This window comes from Peptoanaerobacter stomatis (assembly GCF_000238115.1).
Classification (GTDB): domain Bacteria; phylum Bacillota; class Clostridia; order Peptostreptococcales; family Filifactoraceae; genus Peptoanaerobacter; species Peptoanaerobacter stomatis.
In genome coordinates, this window is sequence record NZ_JH414546.1 from 232,132 (window position 1) to 247,148 (window position 15,017).

The following is a 15,017-nucleotide window of genomic DNA, read 5'->3' on the forward strand; positions in this document are numbered from 1 at the left end:
ATCAAAACTTCATACGATAAAAACGATGTAATTTTACTATTAAAAGACATAACAGGTTTAATCAAGCCTATGTCCACACAAGAAAGAGAAAAACTTATCCAAATCGGCAGGCATTACAGCGAGATGCTACCGATAGAATATACACCGAGTAGTCAATATATGACAGTTTACAATCAAGTGCTCGAATTATATTCAGATGAAGTTGCAAACGCAATAGGCAATTTATCAGATGAAATAATCACACAAAAAGGCAAAAATATAGTATTGGTATCACTTGCAAGAGCAGGCACACCAATTGGAATACTCATAAAAAGATATATAAAATTCAAATATAATATAGATACCCCTCACTTTTCTATATCTATAATAAGAGGAAAAGGCATAGATGATAACGCTATGAAATATCTCTTGTCAAAATATTCAGCAGAAAAATTACTTTTTGTTGACGGTTGGATTGGAAAAGGAGCAATACTTAATGAATTAAAAAAAGCCGTATCCTTATATAAAAATGTATCATCTGATATAGCGGTTGTAGCAGACCCGGCAAATGTAACCGAGTTATGCGGAACACATCAAGATATACTTATACCAAGTTCATGCCTCAATTCCACAGTCAGCGGTCTTATAAGCAGAACATTTTTAAGAGAAGACATAATTGGAAAAAATGATTTTCATGGGGCATTATACTACGAAGAATTAAAACCGTACGACTTATCATACGAATTTATAAGCGAAGTGGAAAGACATTTTAAAATTAATAACATCAAAGATACAGCCACAATAGACGGATACGGAATAGATGAAGTAAAAAAAATAGCCGAAGAATTCGACATAAATGACATTAATTTTATAAAACCGGGTATAGGCGAAACTACCAGAGTTCTGTTAAGACGAGTGCCTCATATGATATTGATAGACGAAAAATATAAAAACTCAGTACAATTACAACACATAGTCAAATTATCCGAAGAAAAAAATGTGCCTATACAATATTACAATTTGAATCATTACAAATGTTGCGGAATAATTAAAAACTTATCAGATGTATAGAGTATGACAAATAAATTTATATATCTGATAAAAAAGCAATGAAGATAACTTATAATAGTATCTAAATCAAATAGACATATAATACTAAATTGAATGTATTTTATTATAAAATGCTCGTATTTTTCGCTTCAATATGTTTTTTTAATATGCCTTATACTAAAAATATATTGAATAGTAATATAAGTAAGTTAAAACAAAATTATTTATAATCTACAAAATATATAATTTCATCAAATATAAAACAATTGATATTATAAATTCTTATCAATATTGGAGGCCATTATGTCATTTTCTGAAAAATTAAATAAACTCATGCTGCAATACAATATTAAAAACATTGATTTGGCGAAAGAAATGAATATTTCTCCTTCTTTTGTAAGTAAAATAAGAAGAGGAATTGCCACACTCCCGCCTTACAGTGATATCTATGACAAATTATACTACGCTTTTGATCATCTTCTATCTGATGAACAGATTATGGATTTGAAAAAACAATACAATCTTTCATGGGATAAAAAAAGTTTTTCTACATGGATATGTGAAGATTGCATAAAATCATTACCGAAATTTTCTATCTGTCTTTATAAGCTTATGGACTTTTTTGATATTTCCAACAAAACTTTAGCAAAGGAGCTGAATTTTGACCCATCACTAATCAGCAGATATAAGACAGGAGACAGAATTCCGTCAACAGATAATAAAATAATAAACCAAATTGTAGATTACTTTGCTAATCTCACAATTGAGAGAAAATGCGAAGAAGAATTGTTGCAATATATAGGTGTAAAATCTGTAAATGCTTGTAAAAAGGAAGATTTTGTCTCCATAATATTTTCTTGGTTTATGAACGAAGATCTCGACACAAAACTTATGGACAAAATATTTCATATGATGGAAGAATATCACTCATTTGTTCCGGATTTCAAAAAAGTTTCCAATATTCTCAAAGACACTTACATTCCTCCATATCATATAATAAAAAAGCAAGGAAATGAAGGTTTGAGACAGCTTGTACTTTTATTTTTGTCTCTATGTTGCAAATCCGAAAAGAAGTTGGAATTAAAGTTGTTTTCCAACCAAAATATGTCATGGATGATAGAAGACCCCGAATTTTTCCAAACATGGCGTGCATTGATGCTTACAATATTGGAATGCGGACATAAAATTTTTATTATTCACAACATTGAACGGAAAGATAAAGAAATGTTTTCAGCAATAGAAGGCTGGCTACCTTTACATCTGTCAGGAAATATTGAAAGTTATTATTATACTGCATCTTTTTCCAATCCGTTCTCCAATACTATATTCAGCTCCGGTAGTTTTGCTGTATACGGAAATTTTATAGACAGTTTAGAAAACGAAACTGATTTCTATTTCACTCAAGAACAAAACACTATACAAAAATTGGAAGAAGCATTTGAAGATTTAACTAAACATTCGCAAAAACTTTTAAAAACTCTAAATATCAAGTCAATAAAAGACATTGATTTCTTTATTCCTACAGAGAAAAAAATAAATCATTCCGTACATTTAATGCAGCAAAATCTTCCCATATGGCATATTGACGAAGACCTTCTCGCAGAAATTTTGTCGGAAAATAATGTTTCTAAAAAAGAACATGAATATATATGTGGATATATTAAAAAACTTCGTTCTTTTTACAAAAAAGTTTTAAAAAATAACTCTTTTTTTGAATACTTTTATATCCCCAAACAACGTATCTATGAGAAAAAGCCTTTCGACTTTTTAAATATACATGGACAAGATAGGATTTACTATACTGAAACTCAATATAAAAAACAACTCATAAATATTGCAAAAACATTAGAAACATATAAAAATTATCATATAGTTTTGTTGGATAAACCAATATACGACAGCATAAAACTGTTTCAATTTGAAAGTAACAGTATTTTTGCAATCAAAAACAAATTCCCTGTATCCGCTATTCAATATGAAAGCGATATACTGCTTGCAAAATTTCAGACTTATATTCTATCAAAGCAGGAAAAATCCATTAACAGCTTAAATGATTATGAAGAAGTTTGCAATCAACTTCTTACAAAATAAATAGTTTCACAGTTCAAAAAATATCTATGTTTCCATACTATTGACTAATTAAAATATAGATATTTTTAATATAATACTCATATATTGATTTAAACAATTTTCAGTATAACAAAAAATGAGACTGTCACAAACCTTTTTACAGATTTACGATAGTCTCATTCCATTACAAATTTATGTTATTGCACATATATTGAAATAAATGAAAATCACATTTTAAAAATAAATAGTGCTATTTCCAAACAGCATTAATATTACTCACTCCAAACAATAATGATAGAATTCGTAGAATTAATCCAATCCACTTGGCAGTTGAGATTTTCAGCTCCAAAACGTAGTGGTACAAAAGTACGTGCATTAATAACTTTCGGCTCTATATCCATTTTTTCGTTTTTTCCGTTTTTAACAAGTTGCTTTTTATTAATCCACATCTTAACTGAATTTCCACTTGCTTTCAGAGAAACTTCCTGCGTTGAGTATTTCCAACCTACAGTACCGTCCATAGCCTCAACAATCGCACGAATCGGAACAACAGTACGTCCTCTTAATACAATTGGTGCTGTTCCTTTGCCAGGGTCAACTTCTTGCATAATACCGTCTACACTCATCTTAGGATCATCTATCTTAAGCATAATGAAATGGCGTGTAGCCGATTTATCTTTAAAGCCCTGTCCTATAAATTCTGATGTTGTTGTTTTCCATCTTGCAAGAGTATCTCCTATTTCCTCTCTCTTTCCATTCAAAGGATCGGCTTCAGCAAGAATTTCCTTTAAAGTGTAATAATAAGTAGTATTAGGCTCAGCATTTACATCTGTAAAGTTTGTAGAAGTTATATAAAAATCTGTTACAGAAATTCCGAGACTATCTTCACTTTCAGAGCGATATAGACGATATCCTATTGCTCCCGTTCTCTTAAAATCAACAGTTACTCCTGTAACTCCGTTAAATGCTGATGTAGTTGATTTTGCAGTACCGTCTGTTATTTCTATTTGAACCGCTTTATTTTCAGCCGGTTTACCTGTATTTGCAGGTTTTTTAGTTTCAGTAGGTGTAGGCTGGTTTACAGGCTCATCTTGTTTACCAAGGTTTGCATTTTTATTTCCTGCAAAGATTTTATTTTTAGGATAGCTGTCTGATATTTTTTTTGCACATAATATATCGTGAACTCTTCCGTCAGAATTTTTTCTTACCATTTTAAATGTATTGCCACTTCTTGTCATAGTTATATATTTATCATGTCTTCCTGTGCTTGAACCAAACCAATTAAGCCCTGTAACACTTCCGTCAGGATTCAACTTACCTTTTATACTGCCATATACAGTTCCTTTATTTGCAGCGTTATTATCAGCGTAGTAAGTAATGTGGATTATATCTCCTTGTTGCTCTATATAAAATATATCTTTCAAATCACTGCTGTTTGTTGTTCCGTCAACTCCTTCAGCGGACCATGTCCCTTCCCAATTACCGCTTACAATATCAGTTTGATTTTCGCTGACTTTCTTAGCTGAAGGTAACTCACTGCTCCATTCACATACAAATGGGAATGTTGTAGAATAATTATCATAACCTCCGAAAAAGTCTACCCATTTCCAACTTTCAGCTCTGGCAGCAATAAGATAATTTTCTCCTCTTCCAAGACCGTTATTAGGCTCTATCGGAGAATTCCAATAAGTAAAACTCCAAGATTCACCGTTCATCCATTTCCATTCACCTTCCTGCTCTCTGTCAGTTCCGCCTATTATATAGGCTATTGCATTTTGTTCTGAAAAAAGAGTTTTAAGGAAGTCATTTTCGCTTTCACTTGTTATAGTTGCCAAATATCCTCCCATTTCCTTACAACGCTTTTCTGCAACTTCAGGAGTCACAGATTCTGAAACTATCAGATATGTGTGTCCGTTAAAAACTCTTAAATCTGCATTTTTAGGAATATTGTCAGTACTACCGTTTGAATTGTCATCATTCGTTTCTTTAGGAGTAATCTGAGAAGAAGAACTGTTGTCTTGAACTCCTTTTAATTCAACAAACGGAATAAAGTTTGATGCAACACTTGAACTCCATGTTTCAGGAGAAGAGTCATATATATAATATTGTCCAGGTTCTATTATTATATCCGGAAATACATCCCAGTTTACCTTTTGTGCGCCTGAACTGCCACGAGCCTCAGCATTCCACGAACCTATGCTGTTTCCTTTATCATCATAAAGTGATATCGTTCCGGGATCCATACCTCTACCGTTGTTCCAGTGATAAGTGGTAATTGACTTCAAACTGTACCTTTTTGTAATTTCAAACATAAAACTGGTGTATCCTTTAGGATTGTTTTGTGTAGCATCAGTTTTAAAGCTTGACAAAAAAACATCATAATCGTCTATTCCGTAAGCAAATGAAATATGTACCATCATTCCTGCACACAGTACAAATGCCGTAAGTATAGAACACAATTTCTTAAAATAATTTGCTTTAAACATAATTTTTTACCCCCTTATTTTTTATTATTTTGTGTTAAAAAACGCTTTTTAAATCAACAATAAAAAGTGTTTTCCTATCTTTAATTATAGAGATACAGACGTTCTTAGTCAATTAAGTTTCCTGATTTGTCACTTGACAATATTGGAAACTTCTATATGTTTATAATTTATTGAAAGCAGAAACTATATTTGCACATCTGTACTGAAAATCCATTTGAATTAAGATATTTTAAAATGTATTGAAAAATTTTTGCTCTTAATTATATAATGGTATTAAAATGTAAGTATATCATAAAAAATACTGACTTATAAAATAAAAACCTGTATAATAAAATTTACAGACAAACATCAAAAATATAAAATATTATTTTAGTGTTATACCTGCTCTTTTTTAAAAGCAATGTTGCAATGTCAAAAAACATATAATTTCAGTATTTATAAATATGGTATTTAAATCAGATTTTAATATTAAATATAATTTGAGGTTTATTATTATGAAAATTGAAAAAGATATAATAACCGACATAAAAGTTTTTAAAAATATAAATCCGTCCACAATAGATGAAATAGTCGAAAAATCGGATATTATAACCCTTAAAAAAAATGAATGTCTGTATAAAGACAGACAGGTGTTGGAATATGTGTATTTTGTTTTAAAAGGCAAGGTCTATATTGCAAAATGCAACAGATTAAATGAGCTGAAAATAATATTCTTAATAAATAAATTCAACACTATCAACCAACCTCTTATGATGAACAACACTTCTGCCGTAGAATGTTGGGGATATGAGGATACCGAGATTTTACGTATAAGATTTGACGTTTTTGACAAGCTTATGTCAAATGACTATATACTGGCGAGGAATTGTATGCTATACATGGAAAAAAGAATAAGAAGCCTTTACAGACAATTAAAAAATACTTCCAATACAAATATAAAAGAAAGACTTGCATCAAAGCTGTTCAAATTGTCTTTGGAATATGGAGTAAAAGAAGATTATATGACGAAAATAGATTTAAAAATAACCGTAACTCACCTTTCAAAAATGCTCGGATGCCAGAGAGAAACTTTATCAAGGGCAATCAAAGATTTAAAAGATGACAATTCTATAAAAATAATAAATCAAAAATTTTATATAGATGCGGAAAAGATTAAAAAATTATCTAATGGCAGCAATTGAATTTCAATTGAATATAAAAAGCATTACAGTTTTATTTTTATAATTAATAATCATTCTTTTATTTTTGAACTTTTTTCTAAATACTGTGATAATAATCACAGTATTTTTTGTTTACAAGTGATAATATTTAAGCAATAAAAAGCCTTAATATATTTTAATAAAAATCTTAGTTGTACTGATACCTAATTAAACAGATGTATAAAAAAACGGCAACTTAAATGTATTTTTTCTGTTTTAATGTTATATGATATTTTAAACAGGTTTTAGTATTAATTATATCATCTTTATAATTGTTTAATTTTTAACCAATTTATGCTAAGCACTATTATTTATTATGATATATAAATTTAATATATTCTATTTTTAAGCAGTATAAATTTTAATAATATAACTATAAGATACTTCTATATTGTTGCTTAGTATTATTTTTTAGAAAGGAAAAGATATGAAATTAAAAGTAAGTGTGCAAAATTTTGACAAAGCTTTACAGTCTCTTAAAGATGAGTACAAAATATTTGCTCCTGTTGAATTTGAAAAAAAGGGTACATACTCCGATACCTCTGTGATAAGATATGCTGAAACCTATAAATTCAGCAATATGTGCCTCGACAAAAAATCTCATTTTTCTGCAAAAGAAACATTTTTACCTATAAATGAAGTCTTATTCTATTTCACACAAGATGAATACAAAGAGCCTAAAATAGATACAAAAAACATACTTGTATTTTTGCGTGCCTGCGATTTGAATGCTGTTAAAAGGATTGACGAAATATATTTGAATAACGGCAATCCTGATTACTATTACAAAAAAAGAAGAGAAAAAGTAAAATTTGCCTTAATTGGATGTGAAACTACATTCAGAAATTGCTTTTGCGTAAGTATGGATAGCAATATCGCAACAAATTATGATATAGCAATGAATATAAGAAAAGATTTTTTGTATCTTGATATAAAAAATAATGACTTAAATGTATTTGAGGGCAATGAAACAGAATTTGATATAGATTATGTGAGAAAAAATAACTTTGATGTAAATGTTCCAGAAAAAGTTGATTTTAATTATTTAGTAAATCACAGTATGTGGGACGAATATGACACACGCTGTATCGGCTGTGGCAGATGCAATTATTCCTGCCCTACTTGTACTTGTTTCAATATGCAAGATATTTATTATAGAGAAAATGAGGATGTTGGAGAAAGAAGACGTGTTTATGCCTCTTGTCAGGTAGACGGATATACTGATATAGCCGGAGGACATTCTTTTAGACAAAAACAAGGTCAAAGAATGAGATTTAAAACTCTGCATAAGATACATGATTTTAAAGAGAGAAACGGATATAATATGTGTGTCGGTTGTGGCAGATGTGATGATATGTGTCCTCAATATATATCATTTTCTACTGCTATAGAAAAAGTAAGCAACGTTATGAGTGAAAAAAATTAGGAGGATATTATGTGTATGAACGCTTACATTCCAAAGAAAAGCAAAATAATAAAAATATCTAAGCATACTGATATAGAATGGACATTTACTGTACAATGGGACAGTTCTTCTACTATAGCCGGTCAATTTTATGAAATATCTCTCCCACGTTATGGAGAAAGCCCTATCTCTGTGTCAGGCGTATATGAAGACAGTATTGATTTTACAATAAGAAATGTCGGCAAGGTAACAAATGAAATCTTCAATTATAATATAGGCGATAGCCTGCTTATTCGCGGACCTTACGGCAATGGCTTTGATGTAGGCAATTACAAAGGAAAAGAGCTTGTAATTGTAGCAGGGGGTAGCGGTCTTGCTCCTGTTAGAGGAGTTATAGAATATGTGTATAATGATCCTGATGAATTTAAAAATTTCAAACTTATAGTAGGTTTCAAATCTCCAAGTGATATTTTATTCAAAACAGATTTAGAAAAATGGTCTAAAAAAATGGATATCTTGGTTACCGTTGACTCTGCTGAAGAAGGATATGAAGGTAATACAGGTCTTGTTACAAAATATATTCCTACTTTACAAATACAAGACATTAATACTGCAACTTGCATAGTAGTAGGTCCACCTATGATGATGAAATTTTCTGTAATCGAATTTGAAAAACTAAATTTCTCTCAAAAAAATATATGGGTATCTTATGAAAGAAAAATGCACTGTGGTATAGGCAAATGTGGTCACTGCAAAATGGACAGCACATATATATGCCTTGACGGTCCTGTATTTTCTTATGATTTTGCAAAAAATTTGATAGATTAGGAGGCTACGATGATAAGAGATTTGAATACAAGAAAAGTAATGAAAAATGCTTACAGAATAACAAAACATAAATATAAAACCGCTCTGAGAGTAAGAGTCCCGGGGGGACTTATCGATCCTGAAAGCCTGATAAGTATATCTGAAATAGCAAAAGAATATGGTGACGGTCAAATACACATAACTACAAGGCAAGGCTTTGAAATACTTGGCATAGATATGGAAGATATGCCTGAAGTAAATAAAAAAATACAAATCGTTATAGAAAAATTAAACATAAACCAATCAGAAAAAGATAACGGCTATCCTGCTGCGGGTACAAGAAATGTTTCTGCTTGTATAGGAAACAAAGTCTGTCCTAAAGCTCAATACAATACAACAGAATTTGCAAAAAAAATAGAAAAAAATATATTCCCCAATGATTTACACTTCAAAGTAGCACTTACCGGCTGTCCAAATGATTGTATAAAAGCAAGAATGCATGACTTCGGTATAATAGGAACTTGCCTGCCTGAATATGATAAAGACAGATGTGTCACTTGTCTTGCATGCGTTAAAAAATGCAAAAAATATTCTGTAGGTGCATTGAGAGTCGAAAACAATAAAATAATAAGAAACGAAGAAAAATGTATAGGTTGTGGCGAATGCGTTCTAAATTGCCCTATGTCTGCATGGACAAGAAGCCCTAAAAAATATTATAAGCTTATGATAATGGGAAGAACCGGAAAGAAAAATCCTCGTATGGCAGAGGATTGGTTAAGATGGGTAGATGAAGAAAGCATAATAAAAATCATAGTTAATACTTATGACTATGTAAAAGAGTATATTTTAAAAGATGCACCTAACGGCAAAGAACACATAGGATATATAGTAGACAGAACAGGTTTTGCTGAATTTAGAAAATGGGCTTTAAAAGATGTGAACTTACCTAAAGAAACAGTGGAAAATCCGAATATTTACTGGTCAGGTGTTCACTATGACAGATTTTAAAACAAATATCTTTATAATGAATTCCATTTAAAAATTATGCTAAAATTCAATAGAATGATAAAAAAATAGCCTTACTTAAATTTAATAAAATAGGTCACTATTTATATACTTCTTATATAAATTATCCATTACTCTACTGAAAATCAGCATTAAAAATATATTTGAGCATTGTATAAAAAATATCTATGTTTACTTGGATAATAGGAAAATTAAACAAGTATATAATAAAAATACCAAATTGAATGTATTTGATTAGGGCTACTTTTAGTTATACCTTGTAGCCCTTCAAATTTTATAATCCTATTGTGATTTTAACTATTTGAGTTTTCCTATCTTTTCTTCAACCCAAGCTATTAAATCTCCTGAATGTATTAAATTTTTCAAATATTGTATGTGGGGGTATAAATAAAAATCTTCTTCCATCACAGGTATATGCTCTTTTAATTTTTCATATATATAGTTTGTAGGTGTACTTAATTTATATTTTTTATCTAAAAAAGCTGATGATTGAAACGCCGATAATAATTCTATAGCCAATATATATTCCAATTTTTCCGATACAGATATAGCTTTTTTGGACGCATTATATCCCATAGCAACATAGTCTTCCTGATTCATACAAGTAGGTGTATTGTCAATAACTGACGGAGTCGACAATATCCTCATATCTCCGAGTAGTCCTGCTTGTGTATATTGTGGTATCATAAGCCCTGAGTTAAGCCCTACATTTTTTATTAAAAATGCCGGATTTGATGAAAGATTGCTATCAATTAATCTATTATTTCTTCTCTCTGACATCTTGGCAATCATTGTAGCTGCTATTGAGGCACTGTCCATTTCAAGTCCTACATAAGACGAGTCTGCATTACAAGCCGATATTGCTCTTGAATTTTCTCCATCATTATAAATTATAGGATTATCACAGCAAGAATTCATTTCTGTTTCAATTACTTCCTTTGCATCTGTCAAAGTTTTTTTTGCTGCACCGTGTAATTGTGGTACGCATCTAAATGACAAGGCATCTTGTAATCTTTCATTTTTACAATTTTCTATAACTTCAGAATCTGCAAGTATTTTCCTTATATTAAATGCAGTGCTGTCTTGATGTATATGAGGTCTTACTTTCATAACTCTTTCATCAAAAGCTGTTATTATCCCTCTTGATACTTCTAATGAGCACGCGGCTATTATATCCGCACATTTTGCAGATTTAATCATATCATATAACGCCAAAGCACCTAATGCCGTAACTGAGGTAGTACCGCTTACAAGTGCCAACCCCTCTTTCGATGCAAGCTTTATAGGTGTAAATCCTGCTTTTTTAAGCGCATCCTTCGAGCTCATCAATTCTCCTTTAAAATATGCTTTTCCCTTTCCTATAAGTACAAGTGCCAAATGTGCCTCAGGGCAAAGATATCCTACAGAGCCTTCTCTTGGAATATACGGAACTATGTCATAGTTGAGCATATCTTTCAAAATTTCCAAAACAGCCAACCTTACACCACTATATCCTTGACCGATATTTTGAAGAATCATAAAAATTGTAGCTCTTGCCTCTTGTCTTGTAAATGGCTCCCCTACCGATGTACTGTGAGATAAAATTATATTCTCTTGAAGTTTTTGAGTATCCTCCTTGCTTATAATTTTATTACAAAGCGCCCCGAAACCTGTAGTAACTCCATAGATTACTTCATTTTCATCCACCCATTTTTCTACAAGATTTCTTGATTCGTTAACTCTGTTGCAATATTCTTTTGAAAAATCCACCTTATAATCATATCTTGCAACATTTATCAAATCATCCAAGTAAACTTTTTTACCGAGCATTATACATTTTTCCATTATGTACCTCCTACAATAAATTTATATTGACTCTTATGCCTATATAAAAAAAAATAGACACTTTTATTCTTTATGACATATTTCCATTCGTTTTAAAATCTATAAAAAACAATTATCCATTGTTTTATATGATGTTATACTGAAACCCGTTTGAAACAAAACCTGAACCTAAAAAATATAAACAAATCTAATAAAATACCTTCTATTCAGAATTTTTATTATGCACTAATTTAATTAGTTATCAGTATTAAATATAGTTTCTGAAAGTATTAAGCAATAAGCAATGTAACTTAAAATAGACATTAATTCAGCATAATTAAATATCATTGTAAAAAAAATATAAAATTATGTTATAATTATATTATAATTTTTACCTACATTTTTATATTTGTCAACAAATAAAATTTATGACAAGTCTATAAATTGAAAATTATTTTTAAGACTTTCATAGCGAAATGAGTGATAAGCTATGAACTTAACGTCTTTTAAAATAAGTATATTACAATATTATACCTTGTGACAGTAAATATGGGAGAATGAACTATGAAAACTTTAGAAGTACGGCTATATGGCGGAACACGCATATTGGCTGATGAAAAGGAAATAGAATTTCCTTTTATGAAGGCTGCTTTGCTGCTAATAATTTTATCTGATAAGAAATCATACAGCAGAAAAAAACTTCAACTTATGTTATGGCATGATAAAAACGAGCAAAAAGCTGACAGAAATTTGAGAAATACAATATATGTAATAAAACAAAAATTGGGAGGAGATGTTATTTTAACGGAGAAAAACTCCAAAATAAGACTTAATGAAAACATATCTGTATTAAATGACTTGGACATTATAAACTCTTTGGAATATAAAGATATGTGCAAAGATGATTTGCAGAATATATACTCGTATTTTTCTGATGAAATTTTTGAAGATTTGAATTTTGAATACGGTATATCCCTTGATGATTACATAAGAAATTTCAAAAATATATATAACGAAAATATATACAGAAAATTAATCGAAATATCTCAACATTTTATGCATGTAATGAATTATGAAAATGTAATTATAACTTGCGAATTTATGATTAAGCTCAACGAATATGACGAAAAACCTTATAAAAATCTTATAACCGCCTATAATTCACTCGGCATATTTTCAAAAATAGCTGAAATAGATAAGAAAATGTCAGATATTTTCGGATATGACGCAAATACTGACAAAATAGCCCATATCGGTAACGAATATTATAGAGATGAGCAAATATTTTATACACTTTCAGAGATAACAAAATTTAACCAAGGCGAAAAATACAGACATATAGGAATAAAAGGAGCAAGTGGAAGCGGTAAAACCGAAATATTAAACAGTATCAAACTACAACAAAACAATGACACAAAGATAATTGATTATAGTATTTCCAACGGATATACTCCATGTAAATACGAGGTTTTCAACTATATAATAAATAAAATAAGAAACAATCTATTGCTTGATTCTTCATCTTTATATGATATAGTGGCAAACGGACAAAAAGTTATACTTATAATAGACAATTTAGATTTGTCCGATGTTGAATCTATAGAAGAGCTGTTCAACTTCATCATACGCTCTGAAAATAGAATACTTCTGATAGCTACTTATAGTATGGACTTAGATAACAAACTCACATATTTTTTAAACTCACTTTCCACAGAAGGTCTTTTTACAGAAATCAAACTCGGAAATCTCAACTTTAACGATTTAAAAAAAGCATATTCAAATTTAAGTGATGAGCAAATAAATAATCTCATTATTCAAAGCGGAGGAAATCCGTTTTTAATAAATTATTTAATGAATAACGGAGTTACAAAAGAGATGTACAACGCTTTTATGAGTGTAAATCTCTCCTGTAAAACACAGACATCTCTTAGAATACTCCATTTGTTATCTATAATGAAAAACCGAGTTGATATAAATACACTATCAGACATTTTGAATATGAATGTTGATAAAATTGTACAAGAAGTATCACAACTTATAAACAGAGGAATACTCATAGAAAATACCGAGCAGGATTATGTAGAAATTGAATTTTGCAACAATTTACAAAAAGAGTACATCTGCTCGTCTATTAAAAATATAGAAAAACAATATATTCACAAAAAAATTGCTGATTATTATGAAAGCATACTATGTGATAATTATAGCATAGACAACAAATACTACACCATAATAATATATCATCTTACCATGGCAAAATATATGGATAAAGCCTTTATATATAAATGTAAACAATTTAACAAAATATATAATATTTCGCACGAATTTTTTCCTATTGCGCTTGATGAAGAATACAGCTATTCCGTAAATTTCAGTATAGATGAAAATATGTTTAAAAACAAATATGAAGAGCTTATGGAAGAAATGGATAATCTCAAAAACAAATATAGCGAAACCATGCTGAAAGTCAAAATAAATATGCTCTTTTGCTATGCAAGATTTTATAAGAGTATCGGTAAGTTTGACGAAGCTCAGGAAAAATTAAATGAGATACTCAGACTATCAGAATCATTGGATTATTTTACCGGAATCTTCCAAGCACATCTTCAATTCATTCAATATTCCATAAATATAAATGATTTAAAAATGATGAAATCACATCTCAAAACTCTAAACAACGATTACAAAGATATGATGAGCGAAGTACAATATGCCATTTATCTGAGATTTAAAGGATATTATGACGTTCTTGAACATAATTTTAAAAGCGGTATACAAAAAGTAGAAGAAGCGCAAGAAATATTCAAAAAACAACATAAACTTTATAAGATGAAATTCAATATAGCCGCTTGCAGCTTTGTAAAAGGAGAAGCAAAGTTTTTACAAAATGAATTTGATGACGCTTTTGAATACTATATGGACGCAATCTCCATATGCCATGACAAAGAAATACATCCATCTCTTGCTCTATTATTTTCAAGATTAGGTCTTGTACGATTAAAGCAACAATCATTTGACGAAGCTAAATATTACTTCGAAAAATCGCTAAAACAATACAACACAGTAGGATTTTCTTGGGGAAAAGAACAACTGTATTCTCATATTGATAAAATATATAAGTCAAAATGACAGCAATTTGCTTTATAAATGTCAAATATTGAAAAATATTTGACATTTTTTTTAATTTATATA

Annotated in this window: 9 protein-coding genes; 7 read left to right on the top strand and 2 right to left on the bottom strand. The window is 29.9% G+C overall.

The window, feature by feature from the left end; genetic code table 11:
* Entirely contained in the window at nt 1-1,050 is a 1,050-nt protein-coding gene (locus tag HMPREF9629_RS00995; RefSeq protein ID WP_081466031.1) for a cysteine protease StiP family protein, read from the top strand.
* A 282-nt stretch (nt 1,051-1,332) separates the two neighbouring features.
* Nucleotides 1,333-3,120, top strand: coding sequence for a helix-turn-helix domain-containing protein (locus HMPREF9629_RS01000; RefSeq protein WP_009524442.1), 1,788 nt, complete (start codon nt 1,333-1,335; stop codon nt 3,118-3,120).
* Nucleotides 3,121-3,371: 251 nt separating this feature from the next.
* Here HMPREF9629_RS01000 and HMPREF9629_RS11990 read toward each other — a convergent pair whose 3' ends face one another.
* Nucleotides 3,372-5,585, bottom strand: coding sequence for a stalk domain-containing protein (locus HMPREF9629_RS11990; RefSeq protein WP_009524443.1), 2,214 nt, complete (start codon nt 5,583-5,585; stop codon nt 3,372-3,374).
* A gap of 494 nt (nt 5,586-6,079) precedes the next feature.
* Here HMPREF9629_RS11990 and HMPREF9629_RS01010 point away from each other — a divergent pair, with 494 nt between their 5' ends.
* From HMPREF9629_RS01010 to asrC, 4 genes are all read left to right on the top strand, one after another.
* Nucleotides 6,080-6,766, top strand: coding sequence for a Crp/Fnr family transcriptional regulator (locus HMPREF9629_RS01010; protein WP_009524444.1), 687 nt, complete (start codon nt 6,080-6,082; stop codon nt 6,764-6,766).
* A gap of 445 nt (nt 6,767-7,211) precedes the next feature.
* Complete coding sequence (gene asrA / locus HMPREF9629_RS01015) at nt 7,212-8,210, top strand: anaerobic sulfite reductase subunit AsrA (protein WP_009524445.1); 999 nt, start codon at nt 7,212-7,214, stop codon at nt 8,208-8,210.
* 15 nt (nt 8,211-8,225) lie between these two features.
* Entirely contained in the window at nt 8,226-9,017 is a 792-nt protein-coding gene (gene asrB / locus HMPREF9629_RS01020) for an anaerobic sulfite reductase subunit AsrB (RefSeq protein ID WP_330367799.1), read from the top strand.
* Between the two features lie 9 nt (nt 9,018-9,026).
* On the top strand, nt 9,027-10,004 hold the full coding sequence (asrC, locus tag HMPREF9629_RS01025) for a sulfite reductase subunit C (protein ID WP_009524447.1): 978 nt from the start codon (nt 9,027-9,029) through the stop codon (nt 10,002-10,004).
* 315 nt (nt 10,005-10,319) lie between these two features.
* Here the strand turns inward: asrC and HMPREF9629_RS01030 are convergent, their stop codons facing one another.
* Nucleotides 10,320-11,846 carry an HAL/PAL/TAL family ammonia-lyase gene (locus tag HMPREF9629_RS01030; RefSeq protein ID WP_009524448.1) on the bottom strand — a complete coding sequence of 509 codons (1,527 nt, stop codon included), beginning with the start codon at nt 11,844-11,846 and terminating at the stop codon, nt 10,320-10,322.
* Nucleotides 11,847-12,389: 543 nt separating this feature from the next.
* On the opposite strand from HMPREF9629_RS01030, the gene HMPREF9629_RS01035 reads away from it, so the two are divergent.
* Nucleotides 12,390-14,954 (top strand): serine/threonine protein kinase, encoded by a 2,565-nt coding sequence (locus HMPREF9629_RS01035; RefSeq protein WP_009524449.1) that lies wholly within the window; start codon nt 12,390-12,392, stop codon nt 14,952-14,954.
* Nucleotides 14,955-15,017 lie beyond the last annotated feature (63 nt).